The 16,226-nt window shown below is 60.4% G+C and carries 12 protein-coding genes; 2 read left to right on the top strand and 10 right to left on the bottom strand.

The features are described from left to right. Positions 1-723, top strand: coding sequence for a glycosyltransferase family 2 protein (locus tag ACZK0Z_RS03055; RefSeq protein ID WP_049427949.1), 723 nt, complete (start codon positions 1-3; stop codon positions 721-723). Between the two features lie 7 nt (positions 724-730). Beyond that, entirely contained in the window at positions 731-2,380 is a 1,650-nt protein-coding gene (locus ACZK0Z_RS03050) for a hypothetical protein (protein WP_100451143.1), read from the top strand. 822 nt (positions 2,381-3,202) lie between these two features. Here the strand turns inward: ACZK0Z_RS03050 and ACZK0Z_RS03045 are convergent. The 10 genes from ACZK0Z_RS03045 to ACZK0Z_RS03000 form a co-directional block, all read right to left on the bottom strand. Then, on the bottom strand, positions 3,203-4,672 hold the full coding sequence (locus ACZK0Z_RS03045) for a glycosyltransferase (protein ID WP_152906553.1): 1,470 nt from the start codon (positions 4,670-4,672) through the stop codon (positions 3,203-3,205). After that, positions 4,665-5,420: a glycosyltransferase family 2 protein gene (locus ACZK0Z_RS03040; RefSeq protein ID WP_197620095.1), complete on the bottom strand. Its 756-nt coding sequence runs from the start codon at positions 5,418-5,420 to the stop codon at positions 4,665-4,667. Before ACZK0Z_RS03040 ends, ACZK0Z_RS03045 begins: the two co-directional genes overlap by 8 nt. A 142-nt stretch (positions 5,421-5,562) precedes the next feature. Further along, positions 5,563-6,270, bottom strand: coding sequence for an NAD-dependent epimerase/dehydratase family protein (locus ACZK0Z_RS03035; RefSeq protein WP_049427955.1), 708 nt, complete (start codon positions 6,268-6,270; stop codon positions 5,563-5,565). Continuing rightward, a complete protein-coding gene (locus ACZK0Z_RS03030; protein WP_197632506.1) occupies positions 6,267-7,709 on the bottom strand; it encodes a glycosyltransferase in 1,443 nt (480 codons plus the stop codon). Before ACZK0Z_RS03030 ends, ACZK0Z_RS03035 begins: the two co-directional genes overlap by 4 nt. After that, the gene (locus ACZK0Z_RS03025; protein WP_049427958.1) at positions 7,709-8,440 is read right to left on the bottom strand and encodes a glycosyltransferase family 2 protein; all 732 of its coding nucleotides are present in this window, start codon (positions 8,438-8,440) and stop codon (positions 7,709-7,711) included. Before ACZK0Z_RS03025 ends, ACZK0Z_RS03030 begins: the two co-directional genes overlap by 1 nt. After that, positions 8,437-10,989 carry a coiled-coil domain-containing protein gene (locus ACZK0Z_RS03020; protein ID WP_197632507.1) on the bottom strand — a complete coding sequence of 851 codons (2,553 nt, stop codon included), beginning with the start codon at positions 10,987-10,989 and terminating at the stop codon, positions 8,437-8,439. The genes ACZK0Z_RS03025 and ACZK0Z_RS03020 overlap by 4 nt, the downstream gene beginning before the upstream one ends. Positions 10,990-11,018: 29 nt before the next feature. Continuing rightward, the gene (locus ACZK0Z_RS03015; protein WP_197620092.1) at positions 11,019-12,818 is read right to left on the bottom strand and encodes a methyltransferase domain-containing protein; all 1,800 of its coding nucleotides are present in this window, start codon (positions 12,816-12,818) and stop codon (positions 11,019-11,021) included. Further along, entirely contained in the window at positions 12,818-14,254 is a 1,437-nt protein-coding gene (locus ACZK0Z_RS03010; protein ID WP_049427961.1) for an ABC transporter ATP-binding protein, read from the bottom strand. Before ACZK0Z_RS03010 ends, ACZK0Z_RS03015 begins: the two co-directional genes overlap by 1 nt. Continuing rightward, positions 14,244-15,026: an ABC transporter permease gene (locus tag ACZK0Z_RS03005; RefSeq protein ID WP_080354981.1), complete on the bottom strand. Its 783-nt coding sequence runs from the start codon at positions 15,024-15,026 to the stop codon at positions 14,244-14,246. The genes ACZK0Z_RS03010 and ACZK0Z_RS03005 overlap by 11 nt, the downstream gene beginning before the upstream one ends. Next, a complete protein-coding gene (locus ACZK0Z_RS03000; protein ID WP_197632508.1) occupies positions 15,023-16,207 on the bottom strand; it encodes a cystathionine gamma-synthase in 1,185 nt (394 codons plus the stop codon). The genes ACZK0Z_RS03005 and ACZK0Z_RS03000 overlap by 4 nt, the downstream gene beginning before the upstream one ends. Positions 16,208-16,226: the final 19 nt, after the last annotated feature.

Raw genomic sequence — 16,226 nt, 5'->3', positions numbered from 1 at the left:
ATGACGACTCTGCTGATAACCATGGCTGGGCTGGGTTCGCGCTTCGCTGCGGCCGGATACACCGTGCCGAAGTACATGATAGAAGCAAAAGGCTCCACCCTTTTCGCTTGGTCAATGATTAGCTTGAAAGGCTACATGCCCGCTCGTTGCGTCTTCGTCGTTCGGCGGGAAGACCATGCACGCGACTTCATCATCAACCAATGCAAAGCATTGGGCATCGATGATGTTGAGATCGTCGAGATCGACGGCTTGACCAATGGACAAGCAACAACGGCCCTGCTTGCCATTGATCACTGCCAGGCTAATGCACCGATTGCGATCTTCAATATAGACACACACATCTCGCCCGGCAGCATGCAGCCCCCAGGCGGGAATGTCGACGGTCATATTCCCTGCTTCTTGGCTCCCGGCACACACTGGAGCTTCGTTCGCCTGGGCGAGGACGGACTCGCGTTGGAGGTTCGCGAGAAACATCGCATTTCGGAGCTGGCGACAGTTGGACTCTATTGGTTCCGCTCTCCGGAACTGTATCGCCGCACCTACGAGCAACACTTCGGCGCAAGCGGTTCGGGGCTTGAGCGCGGAGAAGCTTACATCGCCCCCATGTACAACACGATGATCAAGCAGAACGCTCGGGTCAGCGTTTCGGTCCTGGAATTCTGCGATGTCGTCCCACTCGGAACTCCCGCCGAACTGGACGCATTCCTTTCCCTGCAGCAGTAGAAGAGCCATGTCGATCTCACAGCCGTCAGCACGCCAGCTCGGTGCAGCTGCAGTTTCTTTCGCCCTCTACCTGGCCGTAGCGTGGTCAGCGGACTGGTTTGGAATGAATGGGCGCGGCACGGAAGTGCTTTTTCTTCGCCTAGCTGGCGCTGGAACGGCGTCCATTGCGCTGCTGCTGTCTTTCCGACTTTTCCTACTCGCCGATACCGCGTCGCGACTGGTCTTCCTGGCCTGGGCCATGTGGCTCGGTGCCGCACTGGCACTGGTCTGGCCAGGAATCTTGATGTCGGATACCTATTCGGCTTACTTGTATGGACTCAACTTCCCCATCGATAGCTGGCTTGGGTTCATGACCCCGGTCGGCTATCAATTTGTCCTGCAAGTGATTCCGAAATACTGGGCGATCAGCTTGGTTCAAGTTCTCATGGCCGCGATGTTGCTAGCCTATGCCGACTGGACTGTCCGGCGCTTGGGTGGCGGACTTATCGCCAGGATCGTCCTGCATCTTCCATTGGCTGCATCGGTTGCATTCGTATCCACGAGCCTGCTGCTGAGTCGAGACGTGCCTTTCGCGATGATCCAGGTCGCACTGGCATTGGTGCTGCTCAACTACCTGCTTGATCGGCACTGGACATCTACGCGCTACATAGTCGCGCTGAGCCTGCTGTCCGCCCTGGGCCTAGTGGTCCGGACCGATGGATTGCTCCCGGCATTCATTGCCATGGCCATCGTTCTGATCAAGGTACTCCACAGTCCGCGCTCCACAGCGCTGCTGTTTTCTGCATTCGCTGCTCCATTGCTGGTCTGCAGTCTTCTGCTGCCATCGGTTCTGGGTGAATGGCAGAACCGCTGGGGATATCAACTGACATTGGCTCTTAACCCGCTCGGCCAGCTAGTACAGGGCCCCTATTACGAAAGCACGCCTGGCGCCGCTCGTACTGCCGTTGACCCCATCATTCCATATGACCGTGTCGTCGAACGATCAATTCCACAGGAGATCCCGCTGTACTGGGACCAGGCGATGAATCCCAATGCGACAGAAGAACAGAAGCAGGGCTTCCTGGCTGCGGTGACTACTTTGATTGTCGAAAACCCGGCGAAGTTCGTCTCTGCAAAGCTGATGACAGCAGGGTATGCCTCTGGCCTCGGCCCAAGGACGCTCACATTTGTCGAGGGTGACATCGCAGGGAACTGGTCAACCTTGAACGCCTCCAATCCCTACTATTCCGACGGCCGACCGATGTCGCATGTGCGCAGTCTGTTCGGGACTCTTGGGCCTTCCCGCGAATCTGTTATGGCGGCCCTAAGTTCGACCACGCAATACCAGGGTATGCACCTCAAGGGGTCGTTCCTGTGGTGGAATTTCATTCCGGAACTGGTACTGCTTCTTTTGGTGGTACTGGCCTACCGATGGGCACCCGCAAGCAGCCTGGCGGCTGTGCTGATTCTTTCCAGGATTCCAGCAATGGTACTTTTCGCTCCAGGATCGCATTTCAAGTACTACTTCACGGTCGAAATAGCCGGTTCAGTACTCCTGATTACAGCTTTTCTGGAAGCTCGCCTGCATCTGCAGGGAACCAGCTGGTCAACTCGACTGCTAACCGGAGCTCAGAGAGTTCGCAGCAACTGGTCGGCCGGGACGGCCCGAAACACTTGAATCATTTCGTGGGACTCGCCTAGGACCAAATACCGGTTGTGGGAATTGATGGAAGCCAGCGCCGGTCCGGCGCTACGGGACTCTGCGTGCGGACTGATACTCCAAGTCCGCCCTCCTAGTGACAGGCGCACGAAGCGTGCTCCTGCGGACTCGGCGTCTCCTTGAATCTGCGCCGAGACGGCGTTGGGAGCAACCCGCCGTATGGGTATCGATGCGACGCGAGAATGACGAGCACCCGATACCACCGTCGTCAATCAACGGAGCTCTATCACCGCGGCCCCTGGGCCAGGATATTCCAGCACCGGACTACGCACTCTCACCAATCTCAATCTTGGGGAAGGCAACTGAGGCTGCTCTGAAAGCTGCTCTCCAGCTCTTCGGCGGGCGAGGCCTCGAGCAATCAGCCCCGCCCTCGCAACAGACGACGCAGAACGCGATCAGTCAAGCAGCCTGTTACGGAAGCACCACGTTCATTGCAGGCATTGCCTATCGTGGTGCTGGCGCCGATCCCGAAACTGCTTCAGCCAAGAGTCCATTGGTTTTTGTAGCTGTGGCCAGGGTGACGAAGCCGGTCTCGCCAGAGCACAGCCTCTTCGCCTGGCGCTTGAACTCTTGGGCAAGAGGCCCGATCTGAAGGATCAGCAGCGGCTACTGCGTGGCCGACTCAACGAAAACTCTGTTGAAAGATCTAGCGGACGTGGCGATCAGCCTCGAACCAGCCCGGCGTCCGGACTGCGACCGGGCGGGGCTCCAACTGCATTGCGGAAACACCCGTGAAATCGCGCCGAGAGCGCGGCCAAGCGCTCTCTTCACGTCACGATCTCAACCACGCGCCACGTGCACCGCGTTGATCTCTCTTTCCGTTCCTGCCGACGCATTTCTCTTCCGGGCAGTCAGGTAACCATCGAGGGCTTCGAGCGATGCGGTGAAGTCCTCCCAGCGGCGATTCCGGCGAAGCGATTCAAGCTGTCGCTGGACGCGCTCGCTGCGAAGTTGAGCAGAGGACTGCAGTAGTCTTAGCTGCGAAACGAATGCATCCACGTCGTCATAACGCTCGACCATATCCTCCTCTGCGAGGAAGTCCACGATCCCCCCCACCTGCGGTGCGAGGATCGGCAGTCTCGCCGCGGCTACATCGAACAGGATGGTCGGCGTCCCTTCCCACGCCGTCGTGTGCAGATAGGCAAAGTGATCAGGGGTTGCCACGTCCTCAAGCCTCTGGAATTCGCCGTGGAGAGTAACGTTGTGCAGAGACCGTAGCTGGGAGAGATCCTGCACCGCTGCGCCAGACATCACTTGTGCACCGTACACATCGAAGTGCACGTCAGGCATCCGCGTAGCGATCGCTGCCAGGATGTCCGGGCGCTTCTGCCGGTCGAGACGGCCGGCCCACAACACGCGCCTGGCACCGTCCGCAGAGATCGCCTGTCCGCACGATTCGGCCACCCGACCGTCATATGGGAACGGGATGAAGGTGAAGGAACCACGAGGAATGCCCAGCTCACGCGACCATATCTGCGGATAACGCGAGTTGTCGCAGATTACCGTGGAAAGGTGCGGGTAGCAGTAGCGCAGATAGTCACGCGCGTAACCGACCGGATTCATCCGCTGGTCGTAGTCATCGCAGAACAGCGAAGCAAACAATCGCGAGTGCTGGGTCAGCGCCAGCCCGTGGCGCAGGATTGCATCCCAACCAACACGGGAGTTCACAAGATGAACCGTCGGCGCGCGCAACTGCAGCAGTACACGCACCATTACATTGACTTGCTGGTTGAAATCCAGGGAAGCCGCAATGTTCCCGAAATCGACGCATTGGGCCTGCGCCGGCAGCCTGGAGGCCCATGGCGACGAAGCGGGCTCAGTCGTAAGAACAAGAATCCGTGCCAACGGATCGCTCTGCGCGATGGCGCTTGCGTGATAAAGGATTCCCCGATCCGCCCCACCTGGCTTCAGCCATGGCACAAGCAATGCATGCGTATACGGCTCTCCACCAATGGCATCGGATAGTGCGGCATACACCTCCCCCTGCCGGGTATCCATCGGAACCGAATAGAAGGCGTAGCGCTCCACGCCGGATCCTGGCGGCAGCAACTCTGGTTCTATCGAAGCAAGTGCACGCATCTCATCCTGCAGCCAGACCGGCATCGTAGGTGCCGATGCGATGCCATACGTTGACGCATTCGAATCTGTCGACTTTGCGGACAGCATGGCAAGCACACGGCGGACCCAGTGTGCCACCCGGCGCGTGTACCGATTGCGGACCCAGCGATTATGAGTGAGTTGATCAAACATGGCCTTGTCCTTTGCCGCGCTTGCGCCCAAGGGCAAACAGCGAGGTGCAGGGAATGACGGTTTTCAATGCGTGGCTGGCTTCGTTGAGAGAACCATGCCATTTGCGCCGGTAGAAGTAAGCCGATCCCCAGGCGAGCCGGTGGACCACTCCGCGGGCAATCGTCTCCGCATTCCAGTACCAGTCTTCGTACCCGAAGCCAGTTCGCTTCGGGTAGCAGGCCACGTAGGGAATGCTCTCGAACAGCTCGCGGGTGGAGAACGCTGCACTGATCCAGGGGTTCACAGTGAGCAATGCGTTCTCATCGTAGTAACCTCCCTCCTGATCCACCTGCCAGTTGAACGCACTGTACATGCCGAAGCTCAGGACCATCTCAGGATGCAGAACGAAGCGCCCTTGCTGGCGAGCGGCCTCCTTCATGTGCACCAGGAAGTAGCCGGTGGAGACAAGATCATCACCGTCCAGAGTGCACACATAGTCTGCCCGGCACGCTGCCACACCCGCATTGCGTGCAAGTGCCGCATCCCCGAGCCGGGTCTCGACAAGAATTTCAGTCCCATCCAGATCGGGGTGCTCGGTCACGAACATGCGGGTCTGGTGGTCCGCGTTGTCCAGCACCAGGACCAGTTCAACCTCGACCCCATGCTCCCGCGCCACTTTGCGGGACAGCGCGTACGAGCGCAGCGAGGTGTGCGCAAGGATTCCTTCTCCATGGAAAGTGACGATGGCGCTCAGCGCTGGCCTGGTCATTTGCCGCTCCTGCGGCTCGACGGCACTACAGCTCGCCGCGTCCTCTTCGCATTCATTTGCGCCCCAATCTACTGAATTCTAAGCGTACTTAACGATCTTCATGATACTAGGGGACCTGTCCTGACGCGAATGGCCATTCCTCCTAGATCCGAACCCTCTTGGCGACGCCATAGTACTTCTCCACGAGCTGCTCCAGGTATCCTGGGCCAAAGTGAATACCGCAAGCCCTGGCGGCCCTAAGGCAGTCCGTGGTATCAATCGGAAACGCGGCACCGCGCTCAAGAATGCTGTAGTTCCCGCGCTTCGCGAGCGCACGTTCCATGCAATGAACAATGTCAGGCATACGGGTCGACTGGGCATCTGCGAGCGGCATCATCCGCGGGAACTGCTCGGGGTGACAGAGCACATGGGTCACCAGGGTCACCACATCTTCGACATCGATCAGATTGCGCTCAGAGCGTACCCACACCTCGAAGTGCTCACCAGACTGAATGCGTTGGCTGAGAAAATTGGTGAGCGTATGTGGGTTGCCTCCTTCGCCAACCACCTGTGGAAGCCGGAACACCCTGCCACGCTCATCGGCCAGCACCCGAGACTCCATCCAAGTCTTGTGCCGCAGGTAGGGAGTCCTCGGCTCGTCCGGATTGCCAACTGCGCAGCTTCCGAAATAGACAACCCGGCGCGCTTGCGGATAAGTGAACACCTCATCCAGCAGACGCTTCTCACGATCAAATGCAGCCTGCTCCCGCTCGTCGGAGTTGGACACCCCTGCAGCAACGATCACAGTCGCCCCGTCCTGCGGCCACTTGCCGGCGAAGGCCTTGGCAACCAGGCCTCGTCCAATAATCACTGAATTCTTCCTTGCTCGATAGATATGTCAGGCGCTGCCGGCAGTTCCGGCAGGTAGAACGGTATGTCTTGCAGTGTCTTGACGAAGGTGCTCCAGTCCCGACCATCTGATAGCGAGGCGTACTGTTCGATCCGACGCTGTTCACGCAGCGCCTGATCATGTCCCAAGTCCTTCAACCTCGCCACGAATCCAGCAACGTCATCGGGATCATCAACCAACCAAGCAGCATCGAGGAGATCGCCGATCCCCCCGACTGCTGGCGCCACGATCGGCAGACCCGCGGCCGCAGCATCAAGCAGCAGTGTCGGCAATCCTTCCCATGATGTGGTGAAAAGCAGCGCCGCATGCGTGGGACGCACGATGTCGTCGAACCGTTCGAATGAACCGTTCAGGACTACGTTGGGCAATCCTCTGATCTCCTTGACTGCAGGATCCGGACGGCCCAGTTCGGATACCCCATGCACGTCGAATCCTACTGATGGCATTGACTTTGCGACCTGGAGGAGAATGTCAAGCCGCTTCTGGCGATCAAAACGCCCTGCCCAGAGTACTCGAGCAGGACCTTCGATCAGATACGGCCCCTCCTTCCGGACAACCTTCTGGTCATAAGGGAAGCGCAGCACGCTGAACAGCTGTCGAGGAACACCAAGCTCCCTGGACCAGATGTTCGGATAGACGCTATTGTCGCAAAAAACCGTTACCAGGTTTGCATAGCTGTCGCGCAGGTGACTTCGGGCAAATCCGGTTGGAACCCCCTCCTCATCGCGGTCATCGCAGAACAGGGAAGCAAACAGCACTGAATTCTGGCGCAGCGCCAGTCCGTGCTGCGCGAACGCCTGCCAGGCGACCCTTGAATTGATGTTGTGAATCACCGCCGGTTGCATCTGCAGCAACAGCCGGGTCAGAAGTTGCACGCGACCGGGCAATGCCATGCCGCCCACAATCCGGCCAAATGGGAGCACCCTGACCGCCGCTGGGACTCGCTCAAGCCAAGGAGAGGCAACGTCCTCGGTAAGAACAAGCAATGCTTTGCCTGCGGGCAGCGCCTCTGCCCAGACCCGAAGGTGATGCAGCGCCCCCCGATCAGCCCCTCCCCGCACCAACCATGGCAAGATGAGAACGTGGCTGGCTGACTGAGTGCCGACAGACTCCACCAGTTCCCGATAGATCTCGCCCGGGCGGTTGGTGAGCGGGATCGAAGCGTGGCCAAAGCGCCTGGGCTCGTCACCCTCCCTCAACAGCTCCGGCTCGATCGCCGCCAGCGCCACCATTTCCTCATGCAGCCAGTCCGGCATTGGTCTGTGCCCGCTGCCGGTATTCCGACCCACGCGTTCAATGCGTCGACCCAGCCAGACCATGATGCGGCCCAGTTCCATTCGTGGATTACGCAGCAGCTGGCGAACATCGACACGACTCGCCAAAGCGAACAGACGCCGCATCAACAATGCTCCCATCGACCGAACAGATCACTCGGTGGCAAGACGGCGCGCATGGCGGCGCTGCTCGCATTGACCGAGCCTGTGTGCTTGAGCCTGTAGAAATAGGCCGTGCGTGGCACGATCAGATGCTCGTAGCCCGCCGCCACGGTCTGGCAACTCCAATGCCAATCTTCATAGCCATATCCGGTCTTTTCTGGCCGGCAGGCGACGTAGGGGATCTGACTGAAGACTTCACGGCGCGCGAACACGGCACTTATCCAAGGATTCGCGTGGAGCAGCACGTCCGGCGAAAATGGCATGCTGCGCTGATCAAGCTGCAGACTGATTCCATTTTCCCTGCCGAAGCTGGCAACCACCTCGGCGTGAAGAACGGACCGAACTGGAGCTGCCGCAGCAAAGGCCAAGTGTCGCTGAAAGTAATCCCGGCTGATCAGGTCATCGCCATCGAGGATGCAGACAAAGGTGCTTCTGGCCTGCTCGATACCCAGGTTGCGCGCCAGCGCCGGATCTCCTGCTGAAGTGACGAGGATCAGCTCATCTCCCTCCAGGTCAGGATGCCCGCGCACAATTGCGCTGGTTTTCTCATCTGCATTGTCCAATACCAGCACGAACTTCACCTGCGATCCGGCGGCAGACGCATGCTGGCGCGACCGCATGTAGCTTCGCAGCGCAGCATATGCAAACAATCCCTCGCGATGGAAAGTCACTACGACGGTAAGTTCAGCCATCATCGCGGATGTCTCCAATCGAGCAGCTTGGTAAGCAAACGCAATGCCGTGCGTACCACGGACTTCAGCGGCATGCGTTGAAGTGCTGACGCGAGCGAGGTCATCTCTTCTGCGATGGCCTCGGCCGGGAATCGCAGCTGAGGTGAGTTGCCGATGATCAGCCCGGTTGCTGCGGCGAGATCACGCGCTGCCTCCTCCAGCTTCCGGTGTGCTGCGATCTTGTCGTCCAGTGCAGCTGATTGGCGCTGATACGCGTTGTGCACCTGCGCCAGCTCCTCCCGCCTCCGCTGGAGCTCATCCTGCAGCCCCGCCCATTCAGCTTCCGCATGCAGATGCGCAAAGCGGAATGCGGCCCGGAGGCCCACGATCTCTGCCGCCCTGGCTTCATTCTCGGACTGCGATGCCTGAAGCTCTTCGGTACGCAGTGCCAACTCCTCATGCAGCCGGTAGTACTGCTGCTCCAACCAGTCTTTGCCTTCTTGCAGCTGGCGCTGCCACGTCAGGCGCTGGTCGAGCTCAAGACTCAGACTCTGGTACTGGGCATCCAGCCAGTTTTTCGCAGACGAGAGCTCCTCGTGCTGCGCCATCAGTCGCCTTAGCTCGGTGGCGAGACGTGCAGTGTGCCCGTCCAGCCATGCCTTTCCTTCCTGCAGCGTTTCACTTTCGATTCGATGCCTCTGAAGATCCGAACGCAGTTCGTCCATATCTTCAGCGAGCACAAGCAACTGTGACTCGAGTACGCGCTCCACCTCCTCCCGCCGCTCCAACTCGGCGTTGAGGTGGCGGTACTGACCGTCGAGCCAGTCCTTGGCAACCTGCAATTTGCCGATCCACTCCTGTTGAAGCCGCAGTTCCGTGCGCGCCTCCTGCAATTGTGCTTTCCAGGTATGGTTTCCCCCTTGCCAAGCAATCCCCGGCCGCAGTGGAGACTCAGCAGTAACCCGCAACGCAGTCGCCAGGCCACCGGCTTCATCCATGACCGCGGCCAATTCCGGCATCGAGAATGTCTCCGGCGCCGCAGGATCAGCCACGACTTCGGACCAGTCCGCCTGAGCGGACAGCCGCCGCGCCTCGTCCAGACCGCGGGACCATGCCATGCGTGCAGCATCGACGTTGCCTTGGCCGAACCTGATCCAGCCCAACCTTGCGGCGGCGGCAGTGGTCTTGGTACCCAGCAGCGGGCTGAAGGCCAGCACATCGAATGCCAGGACACGCTGATAGAGCTCAGCCGCCTCTTCCAGCCTGCCATCGGCCTGGTAGAGCTGAGCGGCGGCAAAGGCGAGGGAAACCTGCCAGCGCAGCACCGTAGGATTGGCAGCCGGCTCGGTGATGTAGTGCCAGACGGCACCGAGCAACACCTCACGCTTGTCTCCGGCGGCTGCTTCCGCGTCATAGAGCAGTACGCACAGGGCAGCACCGTGATCGGCGGAAGTCGGTGACGACGAGTCGAGTACGCTGCGGGCAAGCTGCCGGCGTAGCACCGGTGATTCGATCCGCTCCCCCATGGAAACGATCAAGCGGACAACGCTTGCGTCCTGATAGTCGCGATGGAATGCGATGATGTTGGGAACCTGCGCGGAAGGGTCCTGCGTGACCCCTCGCCCGCCAGTTTTCACCGCGAGCAGCACAATTGCGTCGGCGCTCTCCCCGCGCGCAGTGGCGAGCGGAGTTTCGCGGTCAATTTCGTGGAACTGCTCAAGACCAGTCCGGCCGGCAGTACGCTGATACCACGCGCGATCCACCACCAGCTCCAACTCTTCCAAGCAAGTCACCAAATGTGACAGCGGATCGAGTCCATGCGCCAACGGCACGCGCAGGACAAGCCGCCCGCTTCGCCGCAGTGGAGCATGTGCATTCCGCAGCAGCCCGTGCCAGTCCGCGGCATCGACGGCCATCTGCGTGATCACCACATCCAGCAAATCGGAGAACTCCGGCCAGCGCGCAGGGTTGGTCCATTCGAGGCCGGGCTGCGACGGGGCGGGTGGTCGCGATGCCAGCACGCCCAACCAGCGGCAGCGTGATTGCTGCTGCACGATCCGCCATACGCCGTCCCCAGCGGCTTCGGTCGCCATGACTGCATCACCAGGACGTACGAGGGCGGCCGCTAAACCGTGAAAGCTGGCATTCGGAATCGTATCGGCGGAGGTCGATCTGACCCCGCTCCGAGCAAGCACCAACAAGGCAGCGCTGCCAAGAACGCCAGGCATGGTGAAGATCGCGGGGTGAAGATCCCATCCACGCTCACAGGCTTGCTCCCGCCAGGCGGGCACGTCTGCGCCTGCACCGCCCACCAGCACCAACGTGGAAACGTCAGATCCGAGCGCCTCGGACCGCAATGCATCGGTCTGCGCCCAAGCGACCATCCATTCCGGGCGCTCGCCATCCGCCTCAATCTGAGTCGTGGAAACTTCGCAGCCTGCCCTGCGCAACGGCGCGGTCAGCATCGTCATCTCGGCGCCGAACAGGACTACCCGGCCCGGCCCGCAGATCCGCAGACAGAATTCCGCCAATCCGTCGGGTAACAGAGTAGTCGCCGGCTGCGCGGAGGACATTGATGAATCTGGCGCGCTCATGGCGATTGCTACCTGCTATCGCCGGACGCAGCAGCAGACGCTTGTCCGAGGCGCTGTACCTCTGCCGTCAGTGAGTGGTACTGCGCGTCCAGCCATCTGCGAGCAGCCTCGAGTTCGACGTTGTACTGCTCCAGTTCGGCAATATGCTTCTGCTGCTCGTGGTACTTGCCATCAAGCCATCGCTTGGCATCCACAAGCTGCTGTACATCGCCAGCACTCAGGCTCGACTGCCCATTGCCATCCCCGATGCCCGCGGACACGGCGCGATCATCGTTGTCGCCCAGCAATGCGGGCTCCGGGCCGAGCAGATCGCAGATGATCGGGGCTCGGATCCGAATCAGAAGTTTCAATCGAGCAAAGCGTAGATGCGTTGGCAATGCCAGCTGGGCCGCGGCAAGATGCAGAAGCGCGGCCGCCTCGGCCTCGATGGATGGCTCGACCAATGCTTCACGGGCCGCTGTCCGGCAATGCTCCCAATGCGCAGCAGCGGACTCCAGCGTCCCAGTGGTTGTCGCAAGCACAGCCGCCGCCGCACGCGAGCGGGCCTGGAGCAGCGGTTCTCCCGTTTCGAAATGGGCCTCAAGTTGATGCAATGCGGCGTCAGTTTGTCCGTTGGCGAGCATTTCGCGGAACGGCCGCAGCGGATCGTCCCCCGTTTCCATTGCCGCATCGGTCTTGCGGGCGAGCACCAGCAGCCATTCACCATCGCAGCTTGGACCTGCGTGCGGATCGATCTCAAGCATGGAGCGCACCGACAGATGCCGCTTCTGGCCACCTCCGGCATCCTGCAACCACGCCCTCTCGATAACGAAACCATTCCGATGGAACTGGTTGATGAGTCGCGGCCAGTCGTATACATGGAAATGAAATGGATTCGGGTCCTCGCCAGTTTCGTCCGACCAGTCATTAGGCACGCTTGCATACAAGCGCCCTTCCGGCGAGAGCACCCGATGCAGCTCCGCCAGCAGTCGATCAGGCTCAGGAAGATGTTCCAGCGTCTCCACAGATACCGCGAAGTCCGCGGAACCATCAGCCATTCCCGACAGATCCTGCGCATCGCCGACAACGAAGCTCATCTCTACCGGGGCATCAGGGGCAAAACAGGTATTGGCGTAGTCCACCGCATAGTCACTGGCATCAAGTCCAATGAACGAGGCCGCCTGGCTATTGTGGGCAAGCTGGTAGGAGCCGTACCCCAAGCCGCATGCGACGTCGATGACGCGATCCCCAGGTCGAATGAACTGCGCAGCCTGTGCATAGCGGGCCATGTGCGCATCGGATCGTCGCCCAGCCTCGCGAGTCATGTCCGTATGCAGATCGCGCTCTTCCACAAGCGCGCTCAGAGGATAGGCAGCAATGGCTGCGTCGGGCACGCGTTCGAACGCCATCAACAGCAACCCATTGACACGATCCAACTCACCGTATGGCGCTACGCGCTCGTTCTGCGGATGTTTGCGCCACTCTTGGCGGATGGCCGCTGCCTCCCACTGGGCACGCGCTACGTTGGTTGCCGCCCCCCCCCCGACCAGAAGGCATACGGGTATACGGATATCCGCCAGCAATGACTGCAGGCACTCATCGGCGGAGCCAACATCTGCATGATCAACAACGAGGACCGCAGACGCTGCGCCTTCCACTCCATCAAGCACCTCATATCCGCACTGCCGCAGGCCGCGCGCCAATGCCGGCTCGGAATTTCCGAGCAGCGCAACCGGACCCGCAGCCAACCAGTCATACAGTCTTCGAACTCCAACGCGCAACGCCGCGGGGGACAACGCGGAACGGGGAACATTCGTGCTTGTTTGCATCACAGTTTCTCCGTATTTCGCTGAATTCCGGCCACTTCCGCGTGCATGCGGAGATCGCAGACACCACCGAATGTGTATTCCTTCTGCCTCATGCCCACTTGGAAGAAGGCCGCCTCGTCACGCCAATGCAGCATGCGCTGTGCTCCGCCAAACTGCTCGATTTCTTCTGAAACAGAAACCTGGACTTCATAGAAGTTCATGCCAAGGGCGCAATCGAAGGTAAACCGCACCACGAAAGGAACGTCCGCCGGGAACATCATGTTCCACACCCCTGAATCATCCCGTCCGCGCTCGGCCCACGCATTAACATCCTGGTTCAAAGTACCCCACGAGTAGAGCTTCACCCCTTCCTTGTTGCGAAGCCGGACATTGATGTTGAGCCGGTCCATGTCACGCTTCGGGCGCCCGGTCACTTCAATGACCACCTTGTCCTGCGGCAGGAAGTAGGCGCACTCCTCGTCGCGCTGGTCGAGCACGCGCACCCGCTCGATCACGCAGTCATAGTCGCCGAAGGACAACTTGTCGCTGCGGGCACCCAAGATCGCAGAACCTTCATGGCCCTCCACATCCGCGGCCCCTTCGCCAGCCACCTGCGCGTCAACAATTTTCTGGGCAAACTGCAGGTGCTGCGCACTGACCGAAGCGTAATAGTCGCGCTCATCCTCATGCAGCTGCTTCCTGTATTCGAGGACCACGTCCGATGACGGCCCCGCAACCCGCACGGTGCCGTCCCTCAGGAGGATCGAATGATCGGTCAACGTCCTGATCGACTCCTGGTCATGGGAGACGAGGAGCAGGGTGCAACCGTTGGCCCGCAGCGCCTCCATCTGCTGGAAACAGCGCTTCTGGAAGAGCGCGTCGCCCACAGCCAGGGCCTCATCCACGATGAGGATGTCCGGCTCGACCTGGGTCTGCACTGCAAATGCCAGCCGCAGCATCATGCCGCTGGAGTAAGTGCGCACGGGCTGATCGATGAAGCTGCCGATGTCGGCGAAGGCGGCAATAGCATCGAAGCGTTGCATCACCTCACGCTCCGTCAGGCCAAGAATCATGCCATTGAGCACGACATTCTCGCGCCCGGTGAAATCCGGATTGAACCCGCTTCCCAGCTCAAGCAGCGCAGCGATCCGTCCATTGACCTTGGCCTTGCCCCTTGTCGGTGCAAGTGTGCCGGCGATGATCTGCAGCAGCGTCGATTTTCCTGAACCGTTGCGACCGATGATGCCGACCGCGTCGCCCCGTTTCACTTTCAAACTGACATCACGCAGCGCCCAGAACTCACGCCCACGTTGACGCGAAGTCCACGAGCTACCAACAGGCAGAACACGCCCCAGCCGTGGCAACAGCATCTGCAGCAGTCGATCAGAAGGCTTCTCAAAAATGTTGAACACCTTGCTGACGTTCTCGATATCGATCACGAGATCTTCAGACGACATCGGCAAACGCCCTCCGGGTCCGCTGGAACCACCAGAAACCAATGAAGAAAATGGCCAATGACCAAGCGACGGCCCAGCCATAGGAAGGCCAATCCGGCAATGTGCCACTCACGATCAGCGCGCGGGTCTGCTCGACATAGACAGCCAGCGGACTCAGCCGCATCCACTTGCCGATCACATCGGGAAAAATGATCGATGGATAAAGCACAGGTGTCAGGTACTGGAGCACCCGCGCCAGCAATCCGGCAATCTGATCTACATCGCGGAAGAACACCCCGAGAGACGCGAACAGATAGGCCACGCCCATCGTAAGCATGAGCAACGGCAGAATCAGGACCGGCAGGAGGATCATCTGCCAATGGAGGCCAAAGCTGCTGAAGGCCAGGAACACCGCGAGCGCGACCGTGGCCACACCAGCGTTGTACAGCGATGACAACACCACCACGGGCGGCAGTACCTCCAACGGGAAGACTACCTTCTTGACCAGGTTGGGATTGCTGAGAACCGCCGTAGGTGCTCGCGTCAATGATTCTGCAAAGAAGTTGTAGACGATCAAGCCAATGAACAGCAACACGGCGTAGTCGACCTTGCTGTGCACTTCAATGCCTTTCCACTTGGCACTGAAGATGGTGGCGAAGATCACTGTATAGATGCCAAGCATGATCAACGGCACAAGCACGCCCCATAGCGCGCCCAGCAGCGAATGCTTGTACTTCGTCTTGATGTCGCGGCCGGCCAGGCTCAACATCAGTTCGATGCGGCGTCCCATCATACAGAGGCAACCCTCAGCGCCCGCTCCAGATCCACCTGCAGATCCCCCAGATCCTCAACACCCACGCTCAGCCGCACCAGTGCATCGCTGATGCCCAGCTGCTCGCGGCGCGCGACCGGGATCGACGCATGCGTCATCACCGCCGGGTGGTTGACCAGGCTTTCAACGCCGCCCAGCGATTCGGCCAGGGTGAACAGCTCGGTCTTCTCGCAGAAACGCTTGGCCGCCTCGAAACCGCCCTTGAGCACGATCGAGACGATGCCGCCGTACCCAGCCATCTGCTTGCCGGCCAGTTCATGCTGCGGGTGCGACGGCAGGCCCGGGTAGATCACCTTCTCCACCGCCGGGTGCTTTTCCAGCCACTGGGCCAGGGCCAGCGCGTTGGCGCAGTGGGCCTTCATGCGCAGCGGCAGGGTCTTCAGGCCGCGCAGGGCCAGGAAGCTGTCGAACGGGCCCTGCACGCCACCCACCGAGTTCTGCAGGAAGGCCATCTGCTCGGCCAGTTCGGCGTTGTCGCCAACCACCACCATGCCACCGACCATGTCCGAGTGGCCGTTGAGGTACTTGGTGGCCGAATGCAGCACCAGGTCCGCGCCCAGTTCCAGCGGACGCTGCAGCATCGGCGAGGCGAAGGTGTTGTCGACCACCACGATCAGGCCATGGCGCTTGGCGATGGCGGCGACCGCGGCGATGTCCACGATCTTCAGCATCGGGTTGGTCGGGGTCTCGATCCACACCATCTTCGTCTTCGACGTGATGGACGCTTCAAACGCAGCCAGGTCGGTCAGGTCGACGAAACTGAAATCCAGCCCGGCGGTGCGGCGGCGCACGCGCTCGAACAGGCGGAAGCTGCCGCCGTAGATGTCATCCATCGCCACCACGTGGCTGCCAGCGTCCAGCAGCTCGATCACGGTCGAGCTGGCCGCCATGCCCGAGGCAAAGGCGAAGCCGCGGGTGCCACCTTCCAGCGACGCCACGCAGCGCTCGTAGGCGAAGCGGGTCGGGTTGTGGGTACGCGAGTACTCGAAGCCCTGGTGCTCGCCCGGGCTGGACTGCGCATAGGTCGAGGTGGCGTAGATCGGCGGCATCACCGCGCCGGTGCTGGGGTCGGGCGACTGGCCGCCGTGGATGGCCAGCGTGGCCAGGGCCAGGGCGCGATCCTGGGAAGTAGCGTTGGACATGTTCTTTCCTGAGGGGCGC

The organism is Stenotrophomonas sp. 116085_Sma, from assembly GCF_056479585.1.
This window is presented reverse-complemented; position numbering and strand designations above follow the sequence as displayed.

Bases quoted from the DNA above. Each gene is read 5' to 3' on its own strand.
- ACZK0Z_RS03055 (WP_049427949.1), top strand. From the start codon at position 1: ATGACGACTCTGCTGATAACCATGGCTGGGCTGGGTTCGCGCTTCGCT.
- ACZK0Z_RS03050 (WP_100451143.1), top strand. From the start codon at position 731: ATGTCGATCTCACAGCCGTCAGCACGCCAGCTCGGTGCAGCTGCAGTT.
- ACZK0Z_RS03045 (WP_152906553.1), bottom strand. From the start codon at position 4,672: ATGTTTGATCAACTCACTCATAATCGCTGGGTCCGCAATCGGTACACG.
- ACZK0Z_RS03040 (WP_197620095.1), bottom strand. From the start codon at position 5,420: ATGACCAGGCCAGCGCTGAGCGCCATCGTCACTTTCCATGGAGAAGGA.
- ACZK0Z_RS03030 (WP_197632506.1), bottom strand. From the start codon at position 7,709: ATGCGGCGTCTGTTCGCTTTGGCGAGTCGTGTCGATGTTCGCCAGCTG.
- ACZK0Z_RS03025 (WP_049427958.1), bottom strand. From the start codon at position 8,440: ATGATGGCTGAACTTACCGTCGTAGTGACTTTCCATCGCGAGGGATTG.
- ACZK0Z_RS03020 (WP_197632507.1), bottom strand. From the start codon at position 10,989: ATGTCCTCCGCGCAGCCGGCGACTACTCTGTTACCCGACGGATTGGCG.
- ACZK0Z_RS03015 (WP_197620092.1), bottom strand. From the start codon at position 12,818: ATGCAAACAAGCACGAATGTTCCCCGTTCCGCGTTGTCCCCCGCGGCG.
- ACZK0Z_RS03010 (WP_049427961.1), bottom strand. From the start codon at position 14,254: ATGTCGTCTGAAGATCTCGTGATCGATATCGAGAACGTCAGCAAGGTG.
- ACZK0Z_RS03005 (WP_080354981.1), bottom strand. From the start codon at position 15,026: ATGATGGGACGCCGCATCGAACTGATGTTGAGCCTGGCCGGCCGCGAC.
- ACZK0Z_RS03000 (WP_197632508.1), bottom strand. From the start codon at position 16,207: ATGTCCAACGCTACTTCCCAGGATCGCGCCCTGGCCCTGGCCACGCTG.